Annotated in this window: 20 protein-coding genes; 15 read left to right on the top strand and 5 right to left on the bottom strand. The window is 72.7% G+C overall.

What is annotated here, in order from left to right; genetic code table 11:
• The first annotated feature begins 14 nt into the window (after positions 1–14).
• The 6 genes from ACLII4_RS04645 to ACLII4_RS04620 all read left to right on the top strand — a co-directional run bounded on the left by ACLII4_RS04645 (position 15) and on the right by ACLII4_RS04620 (position 6,884).
• The gene (locus ACLII4_RS04645) at positions 15–3,944 is read left to right on the top strand and encodes an efflux RND transporter permease subunit (RefSeq protein WP_412069728.1); all 3,930 of its coding nucleotides are present in this window, start codon (positions 15–17) and stop codon (positions 3,942–3,944) included.
• Positions 3,945–3,948: 4 nt separating this feature from the next.
• Positions 3,949–4,332, top strand: a complete 384-nt coding sequence (locus tag ACLII4_RS04640; protein ID WP_412069727.1) for an STAS/SEC14 domain-containing protein — start codon at positions 3,949–3,951, stop codon at positions 4,330–4,332.
• A gap of 99 nt (positions 4,333–4,431) precedes the next feature.
• Positions 4,432–4,683, top strand: a complete 252-nt coding sequence (locus ACLII4_RS04635) for a lipoyl domain-containing protein (RefSeq protein WP_412069726.1) — start codon at positions 4,432–4,434, stop codon at positions 4,681–4,683.
• Position 4,684: 1 nt separating this feature from the next.
• Positions 4,685–5,362, top strand: coding sequence for a 2-oxo acid dehydrogenase subunit E2 (locus ACLII4_RS04630; protein ID WP_412069725.1), 678 nt, complete (start codon positions 4,685–4,687; stop codon positions 5,360–5,362).
• Between the two features lie 56 nt (positions 5,363–5,418).
• A complete protein-coding gene (locus ACLII4_RS04625) occupies positions 5,419–5,796 on the top strand; it encodes an STAS/SEC14 domain-containing protein (RefSeq protein WP_412069724.1) in 378 nt (125 codons plus the stop codon).
• Positions 5,793–6,884 carry an adenylate/guanylate cyclase domain-containing protein gene (locus ACLII4_RS04620; RefSeq protein ID WP_412069723.1) on the top strand — a complete coding sequence of 364 codons (1,092 nt, stop codon included), beginning with the start codon at positions 5,793–5,795 and terminating at the stop codon, positions 6,882–6,884. Before ACLII4_RS04625 ends, ACLII4_RS04620 begins: the two co-directional genes overlap by 4 nt.
• A gap of 171 nt (positions 6,885–7,055) precedes the next feature.
• Here ACLII4_RS04620 and ACLII4_RS04615 read toward each other — a convergent pair whose 3' ends face one another.
• Together ACLII4_RS04615 and ACLII4_RS04610 are read right to left on the bottom strand one after the other, a co-directional pair.
• Positions 7,056–7,811: an ABC transporter ATP-binding protein gene (locus ACLII4_RS04615; RefSeq protein ID WP_412069722.1), complete on the bottom strand. Its 756-nt coding sequence runs from the start codon at positions 7,809–7,811 to the stop codon at positions 7,056–7,058.
• A 59-nt stretch (positions 7,812–7,870) separates the two neighbouring features.
• The gene (locus ACLII4_RS04610) at positions 7,871–9,298 is read right to left on the bottom strand and encodes a DUF5687 family protein (protein WP_412069721.1); all 1,428 of its coding nucleotides are present in this window, start codon (positions 9,296–9,298) and stop codon (positions 7,871–7,873) included.
• Between the two features lie 674 nt (positions 9,299–9,972).
• Here ACLII4_RS04610 and ACLII4_RS04605 point away from each other — a divergent pair.
• The 4 genes from ACLII4_RS04605 to ACLII4_RS04590 all read left to right on the top strand — a co-directional run bounded on the left by ACLII4_RS04605 (position 9,973) and on the right by ACLII4_RS04590 (position 16,010).
• Positions 9,973–10,560, top strand: a complete 588-nt coding sequence (locus ACLII4_RS04605) for an ECF-type sigma factor (protein WP_412069720.1) — start codon at positions 9,973–9,975, stop codon at positions 10,558–10,560.
• A 46-nt stretch (positions 10,561–10,606) separates the two neighbouring features.
• Positions 10,607–13,042 carry a protein kinase domain-containing protein gene (locus ACLII4_RS04600; protein WP_412069719.1) on the top strand — a complete coding sequence of 812 codons (2,436 nt, stop codon included), beginning with the start codon at positions 10,607–10,609 and terminating at the stop codon, positions 13,040–13,042.
• 205 nt (positions 13,043–13,247) lie between these two features.
• On the top strand, positions 13,248–14,447 hold the full coding sequence (locus ACLII4_RS04595; RefSeq protein WP_412069718.1) for a CNNM domain-containing protein: 1,200 nt from the start codon (positions 13,248–13,250) through the stop codon (positions 14,445–14,447).
• Between the two features lie 39 nt (positions 14,448–14,486).
• The gene (locus ACLII4_RS04590; protein ID WP_412069717.1) at positions 14,487–16,010 is read left to right on the top strand and encodes a UDP-N-acetylmuramate--L-alanine ligase; all 1,524 of its coding nucleotides are present in this window, start codon (positions 14,487–14,489) and stop codon (positions 16,008–16,010) included.
• A 24-nt stretch (positions 16,011–16,034) separates the two neighbouring features.
• On the opposite strand, the gene ACLII4_RS04585 is transcribed toward ACLII4_RS04590, so the two are convergent.
• A complete protein-coding gene (locus ACLII4_RS04585) occupies positions 16,035–17,306 on the bottom strand; it encodes a threonine synthase (RefSeq protein ID WP_412069716.1) in 1,272 nt (423 codons plus the stop codon).
• 45 nt (positions 17,307–17,351) lie between these two features.
• Between ACLII4_RS04585 and ACLII4_RS04580 the strand changes: the two genes are divergently transcribed.
• The 5 genes from ACLII4_RS04580 to ACLII4_RS04560 all read left to right on the top strand — a co-directional run bounded on the left by ACLII4_RS04580 (position 17,352) and on the right by ACLII4_RS04560 (position 22,282).
• Positions 17,352–18,113, top strand: coding sequence for a helical backbone metal receptor (locus ACLII4_RS04580; protein WP_412069715.1), 762 nt, complete (start codon positions 17,352–17,354; stop codon positions 18,111–18,113).
• 111 nt (positions 18,114–18,224) lie between these two features.
• A complete protein-coding gene (locus ACLII4_RS04575) occupies positions 18,225–19,106 on the top strand; it encodes an aldo/keto reductase (protein ID WP_412069714.1) in 882 nt (293 codons plus the stop codon).
• 89 nt (positions 19,107–19,195) lie between these two features.
• Complete coding sequence (locus ACLII4_RS04570; protein WP_412069713.1) at positions 19,196–20,344, top strand: CaiB/BaiF CoA transferase family protein; 1,149 nt, start codon at positions 19,196–19,198, stop codon at positions 20,342–20,344.
• Between the two features lie 32 nt (positions 20,345–20,376).
• Complete coding sequence (locus ACLII4_RS04565) at positions 20,377–21,453, top strand: carboxypeptidase-like regulatory domain-containing protein (protein ID WP_412069712.1); 1,077 nt, start codon at positions 20,377–20,379, stop codon at positions 21,451–21,453.
• A 106-nt stretch (positions 21,454–21,559) separates the two neighbouring features.
• Positions 21,560–22,282, top strand: coding sequence for an SGNH/GDSL hydrolase family protein (locus ACLII4_RS04560; protein ID WP_412069711.1), 723 nt, complete (start codon positions 21,560–21,562; stop codon positions 22,280–22,282).
• On the opposite strand, the gene ACLII4_RS04555 is transcribed toward ACLII4_RS04560, so the two are convergent.
• Positions 22,283–22,657, bottom strand: coding sequence for a hypothetical protein (locus tag ACLII4_RS04555; RefSeq protein ID WP_412069710.1), 375 nt, complete (start codon positions 22,655–22,657; stop codon positions 22,283–22,285). It abuts the gene before it with no gap.
• A 105-nt stretch (positions 22,658–22,762) separates the two neighbouring features.
• A complete protein-coding gene (locus ACLII4_RS04550; RefSeq protein ID WP_412069709.1) occupies positions 22,763–24,211 on the bottom strand; it encodes a glycine--tRNA ligase in 1,449 nt (482 codons plus the stop codon).
• Positions 24,212–24,395 lie beyond the last annotated feature (184 nt).

The raw sequence follows: 24,395 nt of genomic DNA, 5'->3' as shown, positions 1-24,395 counted from the left end.
ACGCACCAGGACCCATGAAAATCACCGACCTCTCGATCACCAACCGGACCGCCGTCGTCGTGCTGACGCTGGCGCTGTCGGTCGGCGGCCTCGTCTCGTACGTCTCGCTCCCCAAGGAGAGCCAGCCCCAGATCGAGTTCGCCCAGATCATCGTCACGACGATCTACCCCGGCGCCAGCCCGGCCGACGTCGAGGCCATCATCACCCAGGAGGTCGAGCGCGAGGTCGCGACGCTGTCCGGGCTCGACAACCTGCGGAGCACGTCCACGGAGGGCGTATCGACGGTGATCGCCGAGTTCCTACCCGACAAGGACATCGACGAAGCGGGCCGCGAAGTGCGCGAGGCCGTCGACCGCGCCAAGGTCGAGTTCCCGGCCGACGTGGAGGACCCCATCGTCTCCGACATCGACTTTGCCGACTTCCCGGTCTTGACCGTCAACCTGCTCACCGACGGCTCGCTGACGGCGCTGCGCGCCACGGCTGAGGACCTGCAGGAGGACATCGAGGGCGTGCCCGGCGTCAACGGCGTCGACCTCATCGGCGGGCTCCAGCGCGAGGTCCAGGTCGACATCGACCTCGCCGCGCTCCAGGGCTACAACATCTCGACGAACGACGTCGTCGACGCGATCCGGACCGAGAACACGAACATCCCTGGCGGCTCGGTCGACGTCGGCCCGGAGAACTACCTCGTCCGCGTCGACGGCGAGCTCGACGACCCCCGAGAGATCCTGGACCTGGTCGTCAAGAGCCCGGGCGGGACGCCCATCTACGTCCGTGACGTGGCGGACGTGCGGTTCGGCTACAAGGACCGCTCCAGCTACGCCCGCCTCGACATCCTGCAGCGCGAGAACGAGGACGGCGAGTTCGTGCCGGTCGAGAACGCCGAGAACCTGCAGGTCATCCGGCTCAACGTCAAGAAGGCGACCGGCGAGAACATCATCGAGGTCGTCAAGGGCGTCGAGGAGCAGATCGAGGCCTTCGACTTCCCCAACGGCACCACGTACGTGCTGACGGGCGACCAGTCGGAGCAGGTCGAGACGCTCGTGGCCGACCTCGAGAACAACATCATCGCGGGGATTCTCTTCGTGATCGCGGTCCTGCTGTTCTTCCTCGGCGTCCGCAACGCGGCGCTTGTGGGGCTGGCGATCCCGCTGTCGATGTTCCTGAGCTTCCTGGTGTTCTCGGTCATGGGGCAGACCTTGAACTTCATCATCCTGTTCTCGCTCATCATCGCGCTCGGGATGCTGGTCGACAACGCGGTCGTGATCATCGAGAACATCTACCGCTTCCGCGAGGAGGGCTACGGCCCGTGGGAGGCCGCCCGCAAGGGGACGGCCGAGGTCGGGCTCGCCGTCGCCGCGTCCACCGCCACGACGGTCGCCGCGTTCGCCCCGATGCTCCTGTGGCCGGGCATCATCGGCAAGTTCATGAGCTACATGCCGCTGACGCTGATCGTGACGTTGACGTCGTCGCTGTTCGTGGCGCTCGTCATCAACCCGGTCGTGGCGGGCTACTTCATCAAGACCGACGCCGAGCTCAAGGCCGAGGAGGCCGCCAAGGCGACGCGCGTGCGGAGCCGCCGCAGCCGGATGATCGGGTTCGGGCTCGTGGCCTTCACGGCGCTCGTGGTGGGCATCGCCAACTGGAAGTCGCTGGTCTTCTTCGCCATCGCCGTCCCGGCGCTCATCCTGCTCTACCGCAAGGCGCTCTCCCCGGCGCACGACCGCTTCGCCAATGTGACCGTGCCGCGCATGACGGAGGCGTACCGCAACTTCCTGGGGTGGATGCTCCAGCGCGACCTGTCGATGAAGCACGGGCTGCTGCGCAACACGTTGGCGCTGGGCGCCTTCACGGGCGGCTTTGTGCTGCTCGTCGCGGGCGCCGCGCTCAACGCCGCCGCCGCGCCCGCCGGCTTCCTGCTGATGGCGCCGGGCGGGCTCCTGCTGCTCGCCGGCGTGCTCGGGATCGTGCTCCACAGCCTGGAGACGGCATTCCTCGGCGGTCGCGCGAGCATCAAGGCCGGGCTGCTCTTCGGCGCCGTCGTCGGCGTGCTGATCGTGCTGCTGACGCTGGCGGGGCGGATCGACTTCTCGACGATTGAGGGGGTCGAGGTCGTGATCGGGATGCTGCTGTTGCCAGGCGTCATCGCTGGGGCCGGCGCGCTCGGGGTCGCCTTGTCCAAGCGCGAGCGGAACGAGACCACGTTCGGATCGCCCTACATCTTCCTGACCGACAACCGCGCCCGCCTGCTGACGGCGACGCTCGGCGTGCTCGTCGGCGTGATCGCCCTCTTCTTCGTGGCCCCGACGGGCGTCGAGTTCTTCCCGACGACCGACCCCAACTTTATCCAGATCACGGCCGAGGCGCCGATCGGGACGACGATCGATCGCTCCGACGAGGTCGCCGACGAGGTCTTCGAGCGCGTCCAGGGCGTGCTGGACCAGTCCGAGGCGACGGCGGCCAACACCAAGAACGTCGGCACCTCCGTCGGCGTCGGCGGCGACGCGCAGTTCGGCGGCGGCTCCGCCTCAGCCGAGCGCTCGAACGTGACGCTCAACATGGTCGACTACGACCAGCGCGCCGAGCCCTCGTCGGAGACCATCAAGCGCATCCGCGAGAGCCTGGTCGGCCTGCCGGGCGTCGACCTCCAGGTGACCCAGGACGAGGGCGGTCCGCCGACGGGCGCGGCCGTCAACATCGAGGTCAAGGGCGACGAGTTCGCGGTCATCCAGTCCGTCGCCGACGACCTCAAGGGGAGACTGGAGACGGCCGTCGAGGACGGGCGGATCGAGGGGTTGGTCGACATCCGCGACAACCTCAACTCGGGCCGCCCCGAGTACCGCGTCGAGATCGATAGAGAGCGCGCCGCAGCGTTCGGGCTCAGCACGCAGATGGTGGCGCTCGCCGTGCGCGGCGCCGTCAACGGCGTCGAGGCCAGCAAGTACCGCGACGGCAAGGACGAGTACGACGTGACGGTCCGCTTGCGCCCGGAAGACCGCGAGTCGCTCCGCAACATCGAGAGCCTGACCATCTTCAACGAGGGCGTCCAGATCCCGCTCGTCTCGGTCGCCCGGATCGTCCCGGCGTCCGGGCTGGGGAGCGTGACGCGGCTGGACCAGGAGCGCGTCGTGACCGTCTTGGGCGACGCCGCGCCGGGCGCGAACGCGAACGCCGTGCTCGCCCAGGTCCAGGCCGTGCTGGCGCCCGCGCTCGAGGACGTCCCGACGGGCTACACCGTCTCGTACACCGGCGCCAACGAGGAGCAGAACGAGAGCTTCAGCTTCCTCACCACGGCGCTGCTGATGGGCCTCGCGCTCATCACCATCATCCTGATCGCCCAGTTCAACTCGATCAAGAACCCGCTCATCATCATGGTCGCCGTCGGGCTGTCGCTGATCGGCGTCATGCTGGGCCTCATCCTCACGCGGACGCCGTTCGGCCTGATGACCTTTATCGGCGTGATCTCCCTCGCCGGCATCGTCGTCAACAACGCCATCGTCCTCGTCGACTACATCGAGCAGCTCCGGTCGCGTGGCGAGGACAAGCAGGAGGCCATCGTCGACGGCGGCGCCACCCGCTTGCGCCCCGTGCTGCTGACGGCGTTCACGACCGTCATCGGCCTGATCCCGCTCACGTTCGGCATCAACATCGACTTCGTGGGCATGATCGTCAACCTCGACCCGTCGTTCTCGATCGGGTCGGAGAACACGCAGTTCTGGGGCCCGATGGGCACCGCCATTATCTCGGGCCTGACGTTCGCCACGTTCCTGACCCTCGTCATCGTGCCGGTCATGTACTCGGCCTTCGACAGCATCGCGATGCGCGTGGCCGAGGCGCGGGGCACAGCGCCGGCCGACTCTGATCTGCGGACCACGCCCCTCACACTCGACGGCGACGGCTCGGCCGATGGCGAGTTGATCCCCGCTGCTGTCCCCGCCCGCTAGCCCCATGGTCGCCGTCCTCGACGCCCCGCCCCACGTCGTCGCCGTCCGCGTCGAAGGCCCGGCCGCCCAGGCCGACGCCAACGAGGCGGCCGTCGACGCGGCGCTCGACGCGGCCGGCCCGGTCTCCGGCGTCTACGTCGAGGTCGGCTGGGTGTGGGGCGACGCCGAGGGCGAGTTCGGGGACCGCATCCGCCAAGGGTTCGGGCGGCTGGCCGAGCGCCCCCACGTCCGCCGCGTCGCGTTCGTGGCCGGGTCGTACCCGCGCCGGTCCGCGCTGCGCCACGAGGCCGCCCGGGTCGACGACATCGAGATCGAGGTCTTCCCCACGGCCGCCACCGCCGAGGCCCTGGCCTGGGTGTCCGAGGCCGGGCCGGCGAACGCAGGGTAGCGGGGGCAGGGCGGAGGCCCTACGTTTCCGCACGGCCGGCGCCCACCGCCCCCGAGGGGACGAGCGGATCGGGACGGCCCCTCCCAGCCCCGCCTCCCCATGCCCGACCCCGTCGTCGTCGCCATCCCCGCCACCCTGTGGGAGTCCGACGGGACCGAGGAGGTGGTCCTGTCGGCCTGGCTCGTCGCCGACGGCGCGACCGTCGAGGCTGGCGCCCCGCTGGCGGAGCTGATGGTCGACAAGGTGACCGTCGAGATCGAGGCACCGGCCGGGGGGCGCCTCCAGATCCTGACGCCCGCCGACGCGCCGGTCGGGCTGGGTACCGCCATCGCCCGGATCCACCCCGCCTGAGATGCTCCCCTTCACGACGGTCCCCCACACGCGGCTCCAGGCGCTCAACGCCCGGGTGATGCACCAGGCGATCCAGGAGACCGCCCAGGCGACCCTGCACGTCGATGCCGACGCCGGCCCCCTGGTGGCCTTCCTCGACCACGCCTCGCAGCTCGGCCGAGAGGTGACGGTCGAGGCTGTCGTCGCGCGGGCGCTCGTCGAGGCGCTCCGGGCCCACCCCCACATCAACGCCCGCGTCGGGGTCGAGGGGCTGACGGTGTACCACGCGATCAACCTGGGCCGGATGGTGGCGCTCGACAGGGGCGTCATCGTGCCGGTGGTCTCAAGCGCCCAAGCAATGTCGCTGGACGAACTCGGCGCCGCGCTCCGGACGGCCGTTGAGAAGACCGAGGCCGGGGAGCTGTCGCCCAACGACGCGCGCCGCGCCACGGTCACCATCGCGTCGTTCACCGAGTACGCCGTCGACCACTTTACGCCGATTCTGGTGTCGGGGATGGTGGCCACGCTGGGGGTCGGGCGGCTCCGAACGGTGTGCGAGCCGGTCGACGGGCGGTGCGTGCCGGGCCACCGGCTGGCGCTGAGCCTGACGTTCGACCACCGCGCCGTCCACGGCGTCGACGCGGCCCGGTTCGTGACGACGCTGGCCGAGCGGCTGGCGGACCCGCACGGGCTGGCGTAGCGGCGGGACCCGCCGCGCGCGGTCGGGGGTTCTGCGGGTCCCCTCCCCGCCGCCCCATGTTCCGCCTCCTCCCCGGCCTCCCGCCCCACGTCGTCGGCTTCGTGCTTGACGGCACCGTCACCCGCCCGGACGTGGACGCGCTGTTCCGCGAGGTCGAGGGCGTCATGGCGCGCGGGCACGTCCACCTCGTCGGCGAGATCACCGGCGTCGGCGGGCTGACGCTCGACGCCGTCGGCGCCCAGTTCAGCCGCGCGTTCGGGCTCGTCACCAAGATCGGCAAGGTCGACCGCTACGCCGTGGTCACCGACACGGGCTGGATCGAGGCGATGGCGAAGGCGCAGGGCACGTTCCTGCCCGGCCTCGACGTGCAGGTGTGGCCCCGCGCCGAGCGCGACGACGCCGTCGCCTGGGCGTCCGAGCCGCTGGCCTCGTGACCGTGGGGCGCGTCCGCCGCGCGCTTCGCCTCGCCCCGTTCCTCATCGTCTGCTGGTCGGTCGCTGCGTTTCTGGCGGCGAACGTGTCTGGCGTCGCGTGGTCGGGCTTCGACACGCCCGGCGTTCAGATCGCGTCTCCGGCCCAGACGCTCCTCCGGTCGCTGGCGATCGGCGCGATCGTCGGCCTGATCTCGGCATGGTTGGAAACCGCCGTCCTGCCCCGCCCGATGCGGGCGCTGCCGCTCTGGGGCGCCCTCGTGGTGCGAACGGTCACGTATGCGATCGCTGTCCAGATCTCGATGGTGGCCGTGATCGCTACGTTGGGCTACGTCGTGGGTGGGCTTTCGCCGAGCGAGCTGAGGAACGACCCCGCGTTTCTGGCCTTCGCGGAGAGCGGCGTCCTGTTCCGGTTCATGGTGTTTCTCCTTGCGTCGAGCTTTGTGGTGAACCTGATGCTCCAGCTCCGGCGCGTGCTGGGACCGGAGACGCTCCGCGCGCTCTTCCTCGGCACGTACCGCCGTCCACGCCACGAGGAGCGGGCCTTCGCCTTCCTCGACCTCACCGACTCGACGGTCTGGGCCGAGCGCCTGGGCCCGCTCGCGTTCACCGACTTCAAGAACGACTTCTTCGCCGACGTCGCCGAGCCCGTGCTGGCGACCGGCGGGCGCATCGTGCAGTACGTCGGCGACGAGGTGATGGTGTCGTGGCCGATGAAGCGGGCCGAGCACGACGCCGCGCCGCTCCGGTTCTACTTCCTGGTCGAGGCCCGCGTCGCCGCGCGTGCCGACCGCTACCGCGACCGCTACGGCGCCGTCCCCGCCTTCAAGTGCGGGGTCCACGGCGGTGAGGTGGTGACGGCCGAGGTCGGCGACCTCAAGCGCGACATCGTCCACTCGGGCGACGTGGTCAACACGGCGGCTCGCATCGAGGGCGAGTGCCGCCCGCGCGGACATCGGCTCCTCATCTCGGATGAGATGCTGGCCCGGATGCCGTCGCTGGCGGAGGCGACCCACACCGCCCTCGGCCCTGCCGCCCTGCGCGGCAAGAGCCAGTCGGTCGGGCTCGTCGCCGTTACACGCGCGGGCTGAGCGAGCCGGCTCGGGGCGGACACCGGCCCCGTGGACCGATCTCCGCCCCGTTCTGCTGGACGAACCAGCAGCGTGCCGTCCCGCCCGGCTGCCTAGCAAAGCGCCAGCCGCCGGCGACACACACACGGTTCCACATACAAATCGCCACCTCGGTGTCGACGCGCGTGGACGTTACCTGACGTGCACAGGCAGGTCACCGCTGAAAAAAGACCGTGCCGTGACGCCGCCGTCGGCGAAATAGGCGCGCAGGTCTGCGAGCGTGTCGGGGGTCGAGGGCGTGTCGCTCACCAAGCGCCCATCCGCCAGCACCAGCACGCGCGTGCAGACACCGACGACGTGGTCGAGGTCGTGGCTCGATACCAAGACCGTCGCGCCGTCGGTGTCGTCGCGGAGCAGCCGTTCGAGGGCGATCCGCGCGCCGGGGTCGAGGTTGGCGAACGGCTCGTCGAGGACGACCAGCCCGGCGCCGGGGAGCAGCGCGCTCACGATGCCCACCTTGCCAGCGTTGCCCAGCGACAAGTCGCGGATGAGCCGGCCGCCGTCGAGCGCCGCGCCCAAGAACGGGCGGTAGCGGTCGATGCGGGCGTCCACCTCGGCACCGCTCAGCCCGTACGCGCCGCCGATGAGGCGGAGGTACTCGTGCGGGCGCAAAAAGTCGACCAGGAAGCCCGCGTCCAAGAACGCGGCGACGCGCGCCTTCCACCCCAGGTCCCGGCCGCCGACGCGGACGCCGTCCAGCGTGACGGCGCCCGTGGTCGGCGCGATCAAGTCGAGCGCGAGCCGGAGCAGCGTCGTCTTCCCCGCCCCGTTGTTGCCAACGAGCCCGACGCGCTCGCCGGGGCCCATCGCCAGCGCGTCCAGGCGCAGCGCGTCGGTGTCGCCGTAGCGCTTGGAGAGGTCGGAGACCGTGAGGGAGACGCCGGGCATGAGGGACGGGGTGCGGAGGACGTGGGCTGGCGTGGAGCACGGGGGCGCTCCCGCGCGTGCTACAGCGCGGAGCGGAAGCGGGCGGCGTGGGCGTGGCGCTGGCGGTGCAGGCGGGCGGCGACGGCGCGGAGCCAGACGGGCGCGAGTGCGATCCCGAGAACCCCGAGCCCGGCGGCGACGGCCCCTCCGTGGGCCGGGCCCGCGACCGTGAGCGCGGCGCCCGCCACGACGGCCGTGGCCGCCACCAGCGCTTGCGCACCGAACGACTGGGTGTAGGTAAACAGCAGCCGGTCGGCCACGTCGATGGGCTTGGGCCCGAGCGTCGAGCCCCACAGGGCGCCGGGCGCGAGCACGCCTAGGCTGAACAGCACCGACACGCCGACCAGCCACGCGGAGCCGGGCGCCAGCGCGAGCACCAGCGCGAGTTGGACCGCGCCGAGCGCCAGCGTCCCGGCCGCCAGCCCCGCCGCCTTGGCGCGCACGAAGGCGTCCAGCCCGCCGGGCAGCGTCAGCAGGCGGTCGTAGAAGCCGCTCGCGAAGGGGACGGCGTACTGGCCGAACGACCCGGCGACCGGACCGGTCGAGAACAACAGCACGAGATCGACGGCCGGGCCGTCGGCGAAGACGAGCGCTCCGGCGGTCAGGACCACGCTCACCACGGCGGCATTCGCGGCGACGCCCCGCGGGAAGGTCATCCGCATGATGAGCGCGCGGTCGAGGTCGACGAACGCTCGCGCCCCGCCTCGGGCGAACCCGAGCGTGCTCCCTACCCGGCTCCGACGCGCGCCGTCGGCGTCGAGGTAGAGCGCGGCCACGAGCGCGCGGTACGCGATCGCGAGCGTGGCGAGCGCCATCACGCCCAGCGCCGCCAGTTCGACAGTCCCGCCTTGGGAGACGTGCGCCAGCAGCCCGCCCGTCGCCCAGTCGGACGCCGCGAGCGCGACGACCACGACGAGCACGAGCCCGACCGTCCGCACCGGCTCGGCGCCCAGCCGCGTCTTCCACACGACGAGCAGCGCGTGCGACACGACCACGACGGCGAGCACCGCCAGCCCGAACGCCCACGCCCCGCCGACGCCCTCGGCCGCCCGCACCGCACGAGCAGCGAACGGGACTGCAAACACGAGGGGGACGACATTGAACGGCGACGAGAGCGACCGCACGAGCACCCCGCTGGCGATCCGCCGACGCGAGACGGGAAGGGTCAGGAAGGCCGTCGCGCCCCGCGTCGGGACGCCCTGGAAGGCCTGGCGGCCGACGGCGAGCGCCGCGAGTGCAGGCAGCACCGAGCGCTCGACCAGCGCCACGGCGTCGAGGCCGGCGGCGACGACGCCCAGCAGATCGGGGAGGACCACGCCCAGGATGGCCGCGCTCGCGACCGCGTACGCCACGCCGATCCCCTTGACGGCCGCCAGCGCGACGCGACCGCCGAGGTACGGGGCACGGCGGAAGGCGAGCGCCTGGAGACGGAAGAGCGAAAGGACCACAGATGTCCGGTATCGGCGCTGAGGCCCGCTGCTTTACGTCCACCTCGGGGCCGTCTCGCCTCGGCGCAGGACACAAAAAGGCCGGGCCCCCCGGCCGTCCCACCACAGGCAGACGCGGGGCCCGGCCGGCTCTCCTAGCGGAGAGCGTGTGCCGTCCTACTCTCCAATACGTCAAACGGGCGCGTAGAGTGCCACGGCTGGTGCAGATCGCCGCCTCACGTCCCCAATTGCAGGCCGCTCAGGCGCCGGGCCTCGACGAACGCCGCTCCCCACCCGTGGACGAGGCACGTCCAAGGGACGACCCAGCCACTCGGCAGGGTCCGCTCAACCCGTGTCGTACGACTGGCCGTCGTAGAGCACAGCCGCCTCGCGCCTCAGCGCGTCGTAGACGGCCACCCTAACCGCCCGCCCTCGCGCGCGAGACGGCGCCCCCGCCCCTCACGCGTCGAGTCAGTGGCGAGGCATTCCACCCCAGGGTGTCCTGAGCGAGGGCCGTCAGCGCAGGGAGGACGTCGCGGTGCGTCCCCAGTGGCAAGGTGCGTGGAGCCTGCCGAGATCACGGCGCTCGTCACACGCACATCTCTGCCGCAGCCCTTCTCATGCCCCGCCCTGGCGCCCCGACATCCAGGGGTAGCGCAGGCTCTCTATCTTGATGCCGTTCCACGGGTTGGCTCATGGCCCACGACGTCACCGTCCTCCTCGACCGTGTCCGCGCTGGCGATGCCGCTGCGCTCGACCAGGTCGTCGAGCAGCTCTACGACGAACTCCGGTCGGTGGCCCACCGCCAGCGCGTCCGCAACGGGGCCGCCCCGACGGTCAACACGACGGCCGTGGTGCACGAGGCGTACGCCAAGCTGGCGGGGCGGTCGGCCGTGCTCGACCTCTCGGACCGAGAGCACTTCGTCCGGGTCGCGGCCCGGGCCATGCGCGACGTGATCGTGGACTACGCCCGCGCCCAAGCCACGGACAAACGAGGCGGCGACGGCCGCGCGGCGTCGCTCGACGCGCTCCGCGAGGTCGGCGTGACCGCCGTCTCGCCCCACGTCGACCTCGACGAAGCGCTCACGGTCGACGCCGCGCTCGATCAACTCGCCACGCTCGATGCCGAGGCCGCCCGGGTCGCCGAGCTCCGCTACTTCACCGGGCTCACCAACGACGAGGTGGCCGAGGTCATGGGCCTCTCGCCTGCGACCACCAAGCGGCGCTGGACCGTCGCCCGGGCGTGGCTCGCCCGTCAGCTCGCCGACGACGACCCGTCGTGAGCCGGTCGGCTGCGGAATCTCGGTACACCGGTACGCCCCCGCGCCCATGAACGACACTGCCTGGCACCGCGTCGCCGACATCCTCGCCGACGCGCTCGGCGTGCCGCTCGCCGAACGCGCGGCCCTCCTCGACACGTCCTGCCGTTCGGCCGATGGCACGGTTGACCGTGCGCTACGCCGCGAGGTCGAGGCCTTTCTCGCCGCCTCCGACGCCGCCGATGCCGACGGGTCTCTCGCGTCGCCCGTGGCCGGCCTGGTCGACGACGCCGCGCTCGTCGACGACGTCCCCCTCGGGACGGCCATCGGGCCGTGGCGCCTGACCGGCGTGCTCGGCGAGGGCGGCATGGGCATCGTGTACCGCGCCGAGCGGGCCGACGGCGCGTTCGAGCGCGAGGTGGCACTCAAGCGGCTCCGCTCGGGGCCCGGTCGGCGGCGGCTAGCGGCGCGGCTCCGCGCCGAGCGCCAGACGCTGGCGCGGCTCGAACACCCCGGCGTCGCCCGGCTCTACGACGGCGGCGTCTCAGACGACGGGACGCCCTACCTCGTCATGGAGTGGGTCGACGGCGAGCCGGTGACGGCGTGGGCCCAGCGGACCGGTGCCAGCGTGGAGGCCCGCGTCCGCCTGTTCGTCCAGGTCTGTGAGGCGGTCGCCTATGCCCACGCCCGGCTGGTCGTCCACCGCGACCTCAAGCCGTCGAACGTGTTCGTGGTCGACGGCGACCCGCCGCGCGTCAAGCTCCTCGACTTCGGCATCGCCAAGCTCCTCGACGCCACGGACGCGACCCAGACGGCCAGCGCGGCGATGACGCCTGCGTACGCGGCGCCGGAGCAGCTGACCGGCGGCGACATCACGACGGCGACGGACGTGTACTCCTTGGGCGTCGTGCTCTACGAGCTGCTCACAGGCCAGCGGCCCTACGACGTGTCCGGCGTGACGGCCGGCGAGGCCGAACGGATCGTGCGAGAGAGCCTACCGTCCAGGCCCTCGTCCGTGGCCGGCGACCGACGCCTGGCCGGCGACCTCGACACCGTCGTGATGAAGGCGCTCGCGAAGGAGCCCGCGCGTCGCTACGCCTCGGCTGAGGCGCTGGGCGACGACCTCCGGCGCCATCTCGACGGGCTGCCCGTCGACGCCCGGCCCGCGACCATCCGGTACCGGGTGGGCCGGTTCGTGCGGCGGCACAAAGGGGCGGCGGCGGCGGCGGCGTTCGCCGTGCTCGCGCTCGTGGGCGGGCTCGGGGCGGCGCTCTGGCAAGCCCGTGAAGCGGCGCGCGAACGCGACCGCGCAGAGGTGGCCCTCACGCAGGCCGAGGGAACCCTCGATTACCTCGAACGGACCATCCTCCTCGGCGACCTCCAGCAGAACGAGGAGGACCCTCCGATCTCGGCCGTCCTCGACAGCGCCGCCGCCCGCGTCGACGACGAGGCGGACCCGGCCGTCGCCCGGGCCATCCACCAGTCGCTGGCGAACGTGTACCTCAGCCGTGGCGACCCCGGACGGGCCGCTCATCATGCGGAACGGGCCGCCAACCGCCTCGGCGACGACCGCGGCCTCGACTATGTGGCCGCGCAGAGCGCCTGGGCCCAGGCGCTCGCCGACAACGGCGAATACGAGGCGGCGCTGCCCCATCACGAGGCCGCGCTCTCGGCACTCGACGCATTCCCCGACGCCGACGTCGAGCGCGGGATCGCGTCCAACGTATACGCCGTGACGCTCGACGCCCTCGGCCGCTCCGGCGAGGCTGAGGCGCTGTACCGGCAGGCCGTGGACGCCGCGCGTCGTGCCGAGGAGCCCTTCAATGAGGCGACGGCACTCAACAACCTCGCGACCCTCCTCATCACGTCGGAGCGGACCGAAGAGGCCATCCAGGTCTACCGAGATCTGATCGCCGCGCACGCGCAAAGCGACGACGCGAGCGCGTCCTACGGCCTCGGGTTCTCCCAGGTCAACCTCGCGAACGCGCTCAGCAACTTTGGAGCGGCCGAGGAGGCACTCACGACCTACCGAGAGGCGGTCGCGACGTTTGGAAGCCGCCTCGGCCCGGAACACCCCGAAACGCTCGGCGCCCGCGTGTCGCTCGCGTTCCACCTCCACCGGATGGGCCGGTTTGGGGAGGCCGCGAGGGGGGCGACCGCGACGCTCCGCGATGCCGAGCGCGTGCTGTCGGAGGACCACCCGTACATCGCCTACGCGCAGAACGTGGCCGGCTTCTCCCTCTGCGACGGCGGGGACCCCGCCCGGGGGGCCGCCCTGCAACGCACCAGCCTCGCCACGCGCCGCCAGTCGTTTCCACCGGACCATTGGATCCTGGCCAACGGCGAGAGCTTGCTCGGGGACTGTCTCGCCCGCCTCGGCCAGCGCGACCAAGCCGGCCGCCTGCTCACGCGCTCCGTCGCCACGCTCGCCGACGCCCTCGGCGATGACCACCAACGCACACGCGACGCCCGTGCCCGGCTGGCAGCGTTCGAGCGCGGACGCTGACCGGATCGGCGGCACGACACCGGGCCCCCCGTCCGTCCCACCACAGGCAGACGCGGGGCCCGGTCGGCTCTCCTAGCGGGGAGCGTGTGCCGTCCTACGTACCAATACGTCAAACGGGAACGTAGCGTGTCACGCGCTTGACAAATCGTCCCGCCGGACCCGTTCGGGGCGGTGCGGAGTATGGCCTGCGCCCCTCCCCTCTCCGATGCTCTTCCCCCTCCTCGTCCCCGGCGGCACCGCCGCCGCTGCCGGCTCCGGCTCGCTCACGCTGCTCATCGTCTTCGTCGTGCTCGCCATCGGGGTGAGCTTCCTGTGCTCCATCATGGAGGCCGTGCTGCTGAGCGTGAGCCCCGCGTACGTCGGCGCGATGGAGGAGACGAACCCGACCGTCGCCGCCCGCCTCAAGGCCCTCAAGGCCGACGTCGACCGCCCACTGGCGGCCATCCTGACCCTCAACACGATCGCCCACACCGTCGGCGCGACCGGCGCGGGCGCGCAGGCCGCCGCCATCTGGGGCAGCCAGAGCGTCTGGATCTTCAGCGCCGTCGCCATTTTCTCGACGGTCTTGACGCTCGGCATCCTGATCCTGTCCGAGATCATCCCGAAGACCCTGGGCGCGGTGTACTGGCGCGGGCTGGCGCCGCTCGTCGCCCGCGTCCTAGCCTGGACCGTGTGGGTGCTCAAGTGGACCGGCCTGATCTGGATGTCGCAGATGATCACCAAGCTGATCGCGCGCGGCGAGAAAGAGGGCGCCGTGAGCCGCGAGGAGTTGGCGGCGCTGGCGCAGATCGGCGCCGATGAGGGCATCTTCGACGACGCCGAGCACCGCATCCTGCAGAACCTCTTCCGCTTCCGCCAGCTCAAGGCGAGCGACGTGATGACGCCGCGGACCGTCGTGGTGGCGTACCCCGAGACGACGCCGCTCCACGAGATCGCGAATGACGGCACGCCGTTCTCGCGCCTGCCCCTCTACGGCGCCAGCCGCGACGACATCTCGGCGTACGTGCTCCGCGACGACGTGCTGGCTGCCGTCGCCGACGGCCGCGCCGACGCCCCGGCCTCGTCGGTCGCCCGCGACCTGATGGCCGTCCCGGACTCGCTCTCGCTCCCCGTCCTGTTCGAGCGGCTGCTCGACCGCCGCGAGCACCTCGCGCTCGTCGTCGGCGAGTACGGCGGCACGGCCGGCGTCGTCTCGGTCGAGGACGTGGTCGAGACGCTGCTCGGGCTCGAGATCGTCGACGAGTCCGACGACGACCACGACATGCAGGCGGCCGCGCGCGCGCGGTGGACCGAGCGGGCCGAGCGGCTCGGCATCGTGCCCATCGGCGGCCCGGCCATTGCCCCGCCCGGCGCCGACCCGACGATCGCCGGCATCACCGGCGGCCAGCCGCCGACGGTCGACTAGCCTGACCGAACCGGGCGCGCGGCGGCGGGTTCAGGCGCCATGCGACGACTCGAAGACTTCGCCGACGCCGACCTCCGGGTCTTTGCGCGGCCCCCGCTCCCGGCGCCCGACGCCATCCGCTCGGTCTACCTGATCGGCATCTGCGGCAAGGGCATGGGCGCCCTCGCCGAGCTGCTGGCGCAGGCGGGCTACGCCGTCCGCGGCTCCGACGAGGCCGCCTTCCCGCCGATGTCGACGCGGCTTGCGGCCGCCGGCATCCCGGTGATCGAGGGCTACGACGCGGCGAATCTCGACGGGCCGGACGGCCAGCCGCCCGACCTCGTCGTCGTCGGGAACGCCTGCACGCCGACGCACCCCGAGGCCGCCGCCGCGCGCGAGCGCGGGCTCGTGCATGCGTCCCTGCCCGAGGCGCTCGCGCACCTCTTCCTGGGCGAGCGCGAGCCGGCCGTCATCGCCGGGACGCACGGCAAAACGACCACGACGGGCCTGCTCGTCCACGTGCTCACCGAGGCCGGGCGGGCGCCGGGCTTCCTGGTCGGCGGCGTGCCCGTCGGCGAGCCGCGGACGGCCGCGCGCGGGTCGGGGCCCGTGTTCGCCATCGAGGGCGACGAGTACGACGCGGCCTACTTCGACAAGCGGCCCAAGATGCTGCTCTACCGCCCGCACCGGGCCGTCATCACGAGCCTGGAGTTCGACCACGCCGACATCTACGCCGACTGGGACGAGTACCAGCGCGCCTTCCACGCCTTCGCCGCGCTCCCCCCGCCGCACGGGCTCCTCGTGCTCAACGGCGAGGACGCGGCCGTCCGCCAGCTCGCGGAGCGGACCTGGGCGCGCGTCCGGCTCTACGGCGAGGAGGGCGAAGAGCCGCCCGGCACCACGTTCGACATCGCCGCGCGCGACCTGCGCGCCGTCGAGGGCGGGCAGACGTTTACGCTCGTGGTCGCGGGCGAGCCCGTCGCGGACGTCCGCCTGCCGATGGGCGGGCGGTACAACGCGCTCAACGCGCTCTCGGTCGCCGCCGTCGCGCTCGACGCGGGCGTCTCGGCGGCGGATGTCGCGGGTGCGCTCGGCACGTTCCGGGGCATGAAGCGCCGCCAGGAAGTCGTGGTCGACGGCCGCGTGCTCGTCGTCGACGACTTCGCGCACCACCCGACGGCCGTCGAGGCGACCGTCCGGGGCGTCCGCGAGCGGTGGCCGGGGCGCCGGGTCGTGGCCGTGTTCGAGCCGCGCTCGAACTCGTCGCGCCGGGCCGCCTTCCAAGCCCCGTACGCTGACGCCCTCGCGACGGCCGACGCCGTTTTCCTGTCGACGCCCCCGCTCCGCCACAACGACGACCCCGCCCACTTCGTCGACGCGGAGGCCGTCGCCGAGTCCGTCCGTGGCTCCGGCACGCCCGCGGCCGCGTACGGCTCGGCCGACGCGCTCCTGCCCGACCTGCTGGCGGACCTGCGCGACGGCGACCCCGGATCGAGTCCGGGGCAGGTTCTGGCGCTCGTGATGTCGAATGGCTCGTTCGACGGGCTCGTCCGCAAGCTGGCCGACGCGCTCGCAGACGCGTAGAGGCGACGGGCCTCCGCTCGTCGATCACGCCGTCGGCGCGGGGTCCGGCACGAACGGTCGGAGCGCCGGGAGGTACTTCTCAAGCGAGCCCGTGTTGAAGGCGACCACCCGGTCGCCCGGCCGGATGAGGCCGCGGTCGACGAGGTCCGGCAGCGCCGCGAGCGCCGCCGCGCCTTCGGAGCCGAGCCACCAGCCCGTCTCCGCGATCGTCGTCCGGAGCGTGTCGCCGATGGCCGCCTCCGAGACGGCGACCGCCGCGCCGCCGCTGGCGCGCAGGATCTCCAGCACGCGCGCGTGGCCCACCCCGCCGACCACGTTGAGACCGGTCGCCAGCGTCGTCCCCGCCGCGCCGGGTGTCGTGTCGGCCGCGCCCGACTCGAAGGCGTCCACGAGCGGCGTCGTGGCCTCGCTCTGGACGCTGACCATCCGCGGCCGGTCGGGCCCGATCACGCCGAGCGCCTCCAGCTCCCCGAACGCCTTCCACATCCCGAGCACGCCCGTCCCGCCGCCCGTCGGGTAGACGATCACGTCGGGGAGGCGCCACGGGTCGCCGGGGCGCCTCGGCTCGGCCAACTCCAGCCCCATCGTCTTCTTCCCCTCGATCCGCCAGCCGGGCTCTTTGAAGGTGGCGACGCTGAAGAACCCGTCGCCCAGGTACTTGTCGGCGATGAGCGCGCCCGCCTCGCGGATCGTGCCCGACACCACGTCGAGGTGGACGCGGCCGGGGTGCCGGTGCGCGAGCGCGGCCACCTTGCCCAGGATCGGCAGCGGCGTGTCGTCGGGCATCGCGACGGCCACCTCCCGCCCGCCCGCCAGCCCGTAGGTCGCCAGCGCGTCGCCCGCGTTGCCCTGCGTCGGGACCGCCAGCTTCTCCAGCCCCAGCCGACGCGCCATCGCCACCACGACGGCCATCCCCCGGTCCTTGAACGAGCCCGTCGGGTTGCCGCCCCACCCGGCCCCGGACCGGCCCTCCTCCTTGACCCACAGGTCGAACCCGTGCGCCCGCGCCAGGGCGTGGCTGGCGTAGCGCAGCTCCGGCGTGTGCCCGCCGCCGATGTCGACGATGTGGGCGCGGTCGGCCGGGTCGGCCACGTCGAGCGGCATCAGCGCGCCGAACCGCCACAGGTCGCGGCGCTCGGGGTGGTACCAGCCGAAGTCGGGGAGCTCGGCCGCGAGTCGGTCCAGGTCGAGGACCATCTCGACGGGCCGCCCGTCGACCGGGTCGAGGTTCATCGGGCGGTCGGCGGGGTACTCGGCGCCGGAGGCGATGCCCCGAAGGCAGCGGACGTAGGACATGGAACGCGGGGCGTGGGAGCCGAAGGGTACGGGCGATCTTCCGTCATGCCATTCGTCGACGCCCTCCCCGCCCCGCCCCGGCGCATCGTCTCGCTCGTCCCGTCGCAGACCGAGCTGCTGGCGGCGCTCGGGCTCGACGCCGAGGTCGTCGGCCTCACCCGGTTCTGCGTCCACCCCGCCGGGTGGAAGGCCCGCAAGACGATCGTCGGCGGGACGAAGGAGACCGAGCCGGCGCGCGTGCTCGCGCTCGACCCCGACCTCGTGATCGCGAATCGCGAGGAGAACGACCGCGAGCCGATCGAGGCGCTGGCGGCGGCCGTGCCGGTCCACGTGACGGACGTGGCGACGGTCGGCGGGGCGCTGGCGATGATCCGCGAGGTCGGCGCGCTCGTCGGGCGCGGGCCCGAGGCGGAGGCGCTGGCGGCCGAGATCGGCCGTCGGTTCGACGCGCTCCCGACATTTGCGCCGCTCCGCGCGCTCTACCTCATCTGGCGCGACCCGTGGATGACCGTCGGCGACGACACGTTCATCTCGGACGTGATGGCGCGGGCGGGGCTGATCAACGTCGTCGGCGACCGCGCGCGCTACCCGACGCTGGCGGCCGGCGAGATCGCGGCGCTGGCGCCGGACGTGGTGCTGCTGTCGTCGGAGCCGTTCCCGTTCGCCGAGACGCACATGGCCGAGGTGGAGGCGCTGGCGCCCGATGCCCAAGTCGCGCTGGTCGATGGCGAGGCGTTCTCGTGGTACGGCTCGCGCCTGCTCGACACGCCGGCCGCGCTCCTCACCCTCCGCCAGCGGCTCGCGTAGAGGCTCCGGTGGAGCCGCGTCGCCAGTCTCCCGGCCGGGGAGGGCACCCCCAATTCGCGGAACGGCGACGGGCCCGGGCGATCCAACCCCTCCCTTCCACTCCGCCCGTCCATGCCCTACGCCGCCACCTCCGACACCCCCGCCCGCGCCTCCGGCACCTTCGACTTGGGCGGCGGCCTGACCGTCCACCGCCTCGGGTTCGGCGCCATGCGGATCACCGGTGACGGCATCTGGGGGCCACCCGCCGGCCACGACGCCTCCCTCGCCGTCCTGAAGCGCGCCGTCGAGCTCGGCGTCGACTTTATCGACACCGCCGACAGCTACGGCCCGTTCGTCTCTGAAGACCTCATCCGCGAGGCGCTCGCGCCCTACGGCGACACCGTGATCGCCACGAAGGGCGGCCTGCTGCGGACCGGCCCCGACAAGTGGCACCCGCTCGCGACCCCGGCCTACCTCCGGCAGTCGGTCCAGATGTCGATGCGCCGGCTCGGCGTCGACGCCATCGACCTGTACCAGCTCCACCGGATCGACACCGAGCACGACCGCGACGCCCAGTTCTCGACGCTAAAGCGGATGCAAGACGACGGCTGGGTCCGCCTCGTGGGTCTCAGCGAAGTCTCCGTCGACGAGATCAAGGCGGCGCAGGACGCTGGGCTGACCGTCGCGACGGTCCAGAACGAGTACAACCTCGGGACCCGCAAGAGCGAAGACGTGCTCGACTTCTGCGAGGCCGAGGGCATCGGGTTCATCCCATGGTTCCCGCTCAGCGCCGGCAAGCTGTCGGACAGCGACATCTTGGAAGAGGCCGCCCAGCAGCTCGGCGCCTCGCACAGCCAGGTCGCGCTGGCGTGGCTCCTCAAGCGCTCGCCGGTGATGCTCCCGATCCCGGGCACGTCGAGCGTGGCGCACTTGGAGGAGAACGTCGCCGCAGCCGAACTGGAGCTCTCCGACGAGCTGTTCGCGTCGCTCGACCAAGCCGCGCAGGAGGCGTAGCGGCGCACACGGTCGGGGCGGGTCGCCCCGGCAGGCACGTCGCGGCGGCACCCGCGTACGGCGCCTTGCGACACGCTCCACACCCGCCCATGCCCCTCTCCAACCTCGTCGTCGTCGAACTTGCGAGCGTGCTCGCGGGCCCGAGCGTCGGGATGTTCTTCGCCGAGCACGGCGCGCGCGTGGTCAAGGTCGAGGCCCCGGCGGGCGACGTGACGCGGAGCTGGCACCTCGCCGCTGAGGACCCGACCGACACCCGGCCTGCCTACTTCTGCGCCGTCAACTGGGGCAAGGAGTCCGTCGTCCTCGACCTCGCCAGCGCCGACGGCCGTGACGCCCTCCACCGGCTGGCGCGAGGTGCCGACCTCGTCGTCTCCTCGTTCCGGCCCGGTAGCGCGGCCCGCTTGGGCGCGGATGCCGACACGCTCCGCGCGCTCAACCCCCGGCTGATCGTGGTCGAGGTCGACGGCTACGGGCCCGGCGACGACCGGCCGGGCTACGACGCCGTCGTGCAGGCCGAGGCCGGGTTCACAGCCCTCAACGGACAGGCTGACGGGCCGCCCACCAAGATGCCCGTCGCGCTCGTCGATGTGCTGGCGGCGCACCAGCTCAAGGAGGCCGCGCTCGTGGCGCTGCTCGCGCGCGAGCGGACGGGACAGGGCGCGGCGGTCCGCGTGTCGCTGCTGGCGTCGGCCGTGGCGTCACTCGCGAACCAGGCCGCGAACTGGCTGACGGCCGACGTCGAGCCTCGGCGGATCGGGTCGGCGCACCCCAACATCGCGCCCTACGGCGCGCCCTACCCGACCGCGACGGGCGACGTGGTGCTCGCCGTCGGGACGGACCGCCAGTTCGCCGCGCTGGCGGAGGCGCTGGCGCTGGCGCCCGACGCCCGCTTTGCCACGAACGCCGACCGCGTCCGCTCGCGCGACGCCCTCGATGCCGTGCTGCGCGACGCGCTGGCGACGCGAGACCGCAGGCCGCTGCTGGCCGACCTCGCCGCGCGCGGGGTCCCGGCCGGTGCCGTCCGGTCCGTCCCCGACGTGTTCGCGCACCCCGAGGCCGCCCGCCTCATCGTCGACGACGGCGCGGGCCACCGGGCGGTGCGGACCGTCCCCAGCGAATCGCGAGCGCTCTCGCCCCCGCCCGCTCTCGGCGCGCACACGCGGTCGGCGCTGGCGGCCCTCACCGACCTCGACGCGGCGGCCCTCAACCGGCTCGAAGGGGACACCGCGGCCCCTTGACACCAGCGGCGGGTCGTCCGCAGACTGGGGCCGTGCGCCTCGCCCTCCTCTTACTCGCTCTCGCCGCGCTGGCGCCGACCGTCGGGGCACAGACCGGCGTTCTCGTCGGGACCGTCCGCGACGCCGACGGGACCCCGCTGCCCGGCGCGAGCGTCGTGCTCACCGGCACGGCGCGCGGCGCGGCGGTCAGTGCCGAAGGCCGGTTCCGGATCGAGCGGCTCGCGCCCGGCGCGTACCGCGTCGTCGCCTCGATGGTGGGCTACACGTCCGCCGTCGAGCCCGTCCGTGTCGCCGCGAGCGACACGGCGCACGTCGCGCTGACGCTCGCGGCGACCGTCGCTGCGTTGGGGGGCGCTGTCGTCGAGGCGGAGCGTGATGAGCGCTGGGCCCGACGGCTCCGACAGTTTCTGCGCGCACTCGTCGGCGAGTCCGGCAACGCCGACTCGACGCGGCTCCTCAACCCCGAAGTGCTCGACTTCACGTCGAGTTGGGGCACCCTTTCCGCCACCGCCGCGGCGCCGCTCGTGTTCGAGAACCGCGCACTCGGCTACCGCCTGACGTATCTGCTGACGGACTTCGAAGGGGGCGCGTCGAGCGTGCGCTACGACGGCGAGGAGTCGTTCGAGGAGCTGGCGCCGACCTCTCCGGAGGAGGCCGCTCGGTGGGCCGCCGCTCGCGAGCGGGCGTATCGCGGATCGCTGTCGCATCTGCTCCGCTCGCTGCTGGCGGGCACCGCCGAGGCCGAGGGGTTCGCGCTGGCGCTCGTCCGCCAAGACGCCTGGGGTGCGCGCCCGTCTTTCCGCGCCTCCGCGGGCTGGGTGATGGCCGTCGACGCCGACGGCTGGGGCACGCTGCGCATCCGCGACCAGCTAGAGGTCGTCTACGACGGCGAGCCCGAGGAGCCGGCGTACCTCCGCTCGGCGTGGTTCCGCGAGCCCCGCTCCCGCCCCGATCCCGTCCAGCGCTCGTCGCTCTTCGTCGACCGGGGCCGCGCCCGGATCGACCCGCGCGGCGTCCCCGAGGACCCGTTCGCGGTCTCGGTGTCCGGGCACCTCGCCTTCGAGCGCTTGGCCGACCGCGTCCCCCACGGCTACATGCCGACGGACTGATGCGGGCGGTTGGGGATGTTGGCGCCGCGAGCCGGACCGCGCGAGCCAGAACGGGCTCTCCAGGGCGCCAGCGGGACCGGTGGCCGCGAGCCGGCGTTCGGCGGCCATGCCCGACCTCTTGCGCACGCTCCTCGCCCCCGTCCTACTCGTCCAAGGCAAGCGGATGTTCGCCCGGATGCCGCGCCTCGCCCCGCCCGCCCCGCTCGCGGACGGCCCCTGCGGCGACGGCCCCGGCCTCTCGCTCCTGCTCGTCGGCGACTCCTCGGCCGCCGGCTACGGCGCCGACCGTCAGGAGAACGCGCTGCTCGGGCAACTCGTCGAGCGGCTGGCGGCGCGCCACCGCGTGGCGTGGCAGCACCACGCGCGCTTCGGGTCCACGATCCCCAAGACGACCGCGTGGCTGGCGAAGCAGCCCGCGCATCCCGTCGACCTCGCCGTCGTCGCCGTCGGCCTCAACGACGTCATCGCCGGGGCAGGCCTGGCCGAGTGGACGGCGGGCTACGACCGGCTGGTCGGCCTGCTGCAAACGCGGTTCGAGGCCGGGCACGTCGTCGTCTCCGGGCTCCCGCCCGTCGGCGAGTTCCCCGCCCTGCCCCAGCCCATGCGGTTCGTCATCGGCCGCCAGCGCGACCGCCACGACGCCGCCCTGCGCGCGCTCGCGGACCGCACCCCGGGCGTGACGTACGTGGCGACCGACGCGAGTGCGGCGGGCCCGCTCAGCCAGGGCGTCGCCGTCTCCGAAGTGATGGCGGCCGACGGCTTCCACCCCGGCCCGCGCGTCTACGCCGAGTGGGCGCGGCGCGTCGTCGAGGCGTGGGCCGCCGACTGACTACCGCCGCCCGCCCGCCAGCCACCGCCCGCCGAGGACGGTCGCCGGGACGAGCGCGATCAGGAACGCGAGGTGGTACCACGCCGGCAGCAGGGCCCACGAGGCCATCTGCACCGGGATGCCGGTCGCGAGCAGCAGCGCCGCCAGGGTCCAGACGTGCCGCATCGGCAGGCGGGGCGCCAGCCGGGCCGCCACCGCGCCGGCGCCCACCGAGGCGAGCACGCTCAGCGCGAGGTACGCCAGCAGCACGCCGACGCGGTCGGTCCCGCCGTCGGCGTCCAAGCCGAGCGCGGCGCGCAGGCCCGCGCTGCCGCCCAGGAAGACGAGGGTCCAGGTGACGTAGCCGGCGACGACGGACAGGATGGAGGCGACCATGACGAGCGGGGGTGAGCGTGCCCACAAGGTCGTGCAAACACGCGACATCGGCGTGTCACCCCGCCTCGGCGCCCCCGCGGAGCGGTCGAGGCGGGCGGTGTCTGCCTAGTCGCCTGGCGTCCAGGCCTCGATCTTGTCCTCGAGGTAGCGGCGCACGTTCTCGGCCGGGATCGTGTCCTGCGCCATCGAGTCGCGGTCGCGGACCGTCACGGTCCCGTGCTCGGTCGTGTCGCCGTCGATCGTGATGCAGTACGGCGTCCCGATCTCGTCCTGGCGGCGGTAGCGGCGGCCGACGGCGCCCTTCTCGTCGTACGTCACGTTGAACTGCCGACGGAGGTCGGCCTCGACGGCGTGCGCCGCCTCGGGCATCCCGTCCTTCTTGACGAGCGGGAAGACGGCGGCCGTGAACGGCGCGAGCGCCGGGTGGAACTTGAGGACGGTCCGCGTCTCCGTCTTGTCGCCGGTCTGCACCTCCTCGTCGCGGTACGCGTCGCACAGGATCATCAGGATCGTGCGGTCGAGCCCGACCGACGTCTCGACGACGTAGGGGATGTAGCGCGAGTTGGAGGGCTGGTCGAAGTACTCGAGCTTCTTGCCGCTGAACTCCTGGTGGCGGCTCAGATCGAAGTCGGTCCGGGAGTGGATCCCCTCGATCTCGTTCCACCCGAAGGGGTACTCGTACTGGACGTCCTTGGCGGCGTCGGCGTAGTGCGCCAGCTTCTCGTGGTCGTGCCAGCGCAGCTTCTCGGGGCGGATGCCGTTGCTGGCGTGCCACGCCATCCGCTTGTCGGCCCATTCCTCGTACGCCGCCATCTGGGTCCCGGGCTCGACGAAGTACTGCATCTCCATCTGCTCGAACTCGCGCATCCGGAAGACGAACTGCCGCGCGACGATCTCGTTGCGGAAGGCCTTGCCGATCTGCGCGATCCCGAACGGGACCTGCTGGCGGGCCGTCTCGGCGACGTCCTTGAAGTGGACGAAGATGCCCTGCGCCGTCTCCGGCCGGAGGTAGAGCTTGCTCGCCTCCTCGGCGAGCGCGCCCGTCGCCGTCTCGAACATGAGGTTGAACTGGCGGACCTCGGTCCAGTCGAAGGCGCCGGAGTCGGGGGCCTTGATCTCCTCGTCCTGGATGATCTGCCCGAGCGCCTTCGCGGCGTCGTCGGCGTTGAGGGCCTCGACGAAGCGGGCCTGAAGGGCCTCCGCGTTGTCGGTCCGGCCCTTTTTCTCCAGCTTGGCGATGGCCCCCTCGATCAGCTGGTCGGCGCGGTAGCGGCGGCCGCTGGCGCGGTCGTCGATGAGCGGGTCCGAGAAGGCGTCGACGTGGCCGGACGCCTTCCAGACGGTCGGGTGCATCAGGATCGCCGCGTCGATGCCGACGACGTTCTCGTGGTCGCGGACCATCGCGTTCCACCACCGCTCGCGGACGTTCCGCTTGAGCTCGACGCCGAGCGGGCCGTAGTCGTAGACGGCGCCCAGGCCCCCGTAGATCTCGGACGACGGGAAGACGAAGCCGCGGCGCTTCGAGAGGGAGACGATCGTGTCGAGGTCGGCCATGCGGGAGCCCGGCGTTCGGGCAGACGTGAGCGCCAAAGATCGCCGCCAGCCGCGCGCGGGGCGCGAACGCCGCTCGAAAAGCACGGCCGGGCCCGCGGTGGGCCGAGCCGGCCCGAGGTCTCGCCCACGTCCCCAATTGTGGCGCGGCCTGATCCCGTCGCCGGACCCGGACCGGCTGCAGGGC

Origin of the sequence: Rubrivirga aquatilis (assembly GCF_046845665.1) — a bacterium.
Classification (GTDB): domain Bacteria; phylum Bacteroidota; class Rhodothermia; order Rhodothermales; family Rubricoccaceae; genus Rubrivirga.
The sequence above is the reverse complement of the archived record's forward strand: the minus strand, read 5'-3'. Positions and strand labels throughout refer to the sequence as shown.

Coding starts and splice junctions, on each gene's coding strand:
- ACLII4_RS04640 (WP_412069727.1), top strand. CDS start 3,949: ATGGTCGCCGTCCTCGACGCCCCGCCCCACGTCGTCGCCGTCCGCGTC.
- ACLII4_RS04550 (WP_412069709.1), bottom strand. CDS start 24,211: ATGGCCGACCTCGACACGATCGTCTCCCTCTCGAAGCGCCGCGGCTTC.
- ACLII4_RS04595 (WP_412069718.1), top strand. CDS start 13,248: ATGCTCTTCCCCCTCCTCGTCCCCGGCGGCACCGCCGCCGCTGCCGGC.
- ACLII4_RS04630 (WP_412069725.1), top strand. CDS start 4,685: ATGCTCCCCTTCACGACGGTCCCCCACACGCGGCTCCAGGCGCTCAAC.
- ACLII4_RS04615 (WP_412069722.1), bottom strand. CDS start 7,811: ATGCCCGGCGTCTCCCTCACGGTCTCCGACCTCTCCAAGCGCTACGGC.
- ACLII4_RS04560 (WP_412069711.1), top strand. CDS start 21,560: ATGCCCGACCTCTTGCGCACGCTCCTCGCCCCCGTCCTACTCGTCCAA.
- ACLII4_RS04555 (WP_412069710.1), bottom strand. CDS start 22,657: ATGGTCGCCTCCATCCTGTCCGTCGTCGCCGGCTACGTCACCTGGACC.
- ACLII4_RS04585 (WP_412069716.1), bottom strand. CDS start 17,306: ATGTCCTACGTCCGCTGCCTTCGGGGCATCGCCTCCGGCGCCGAGTAC.
- ACLII4_RS04590 (WP_412069717.1), top strand. CDS start 14,487: ATGCGACGACTCGAAGACTTCGCCGACGCCGACCTCCGGGTCTTTGCG.
- ACLII4_RS04580 (WP_412069715.1), top strand. CDS start 17,352: ATGCCATTCGTCGACGCCCTCCCCGCCCCGCCCCGGCGCATCGTCTCG.
- ACLII4_RS04645 (WP_412069728.1), top strand. CDS start 15: ATGAAAATCACCGACCTCTCGATCACCAACCGGACCGCCGTCGTCGTG.
- ACLII4_RS04575 (WP_412069714.1), top strand. CDS start 18,225: ATGCCCTACGCCGCCACCTCCGACACCCCCGCCCGCGCCTCCGGCACC.
- ACLII4_RS04625 (WP_412069724.1), top strand. CDS start 5,419: ATGTTCCGCCTCCTCCCCGGCCTCCCGCCCCACGTCGTCGGCTTCGTG.
- ACLII4_RS04635 (WP_412069726.1), top strand. CDS start 4,432: ATGCCCGACCCCGTCGTCGTCGCCATCCCCGCCACCCTGTGGGAGTCC.
- ACLII4_RS04600 (WP_412069719.1), top strand. CDS start 10,607: ATGAACGACACTGCCTGGCACCGCGTCGCCGACATCCTCGCCGACGCG.
- ACLII4_RS04605 (WP_412069720.1), top strand. CDS start 9,973: ATGGCCCACGACGTCACCGTCCTCCTCGACCGTGTCCGCGCTGGCGAT.
- ACLII4_RS04570 (WP_412069713.1), top strand. CDS start 19,196: ATGCCCCTCTCCAACCTCGTCGTCGTCGAACTTGCGAGCGTGCTCGCG.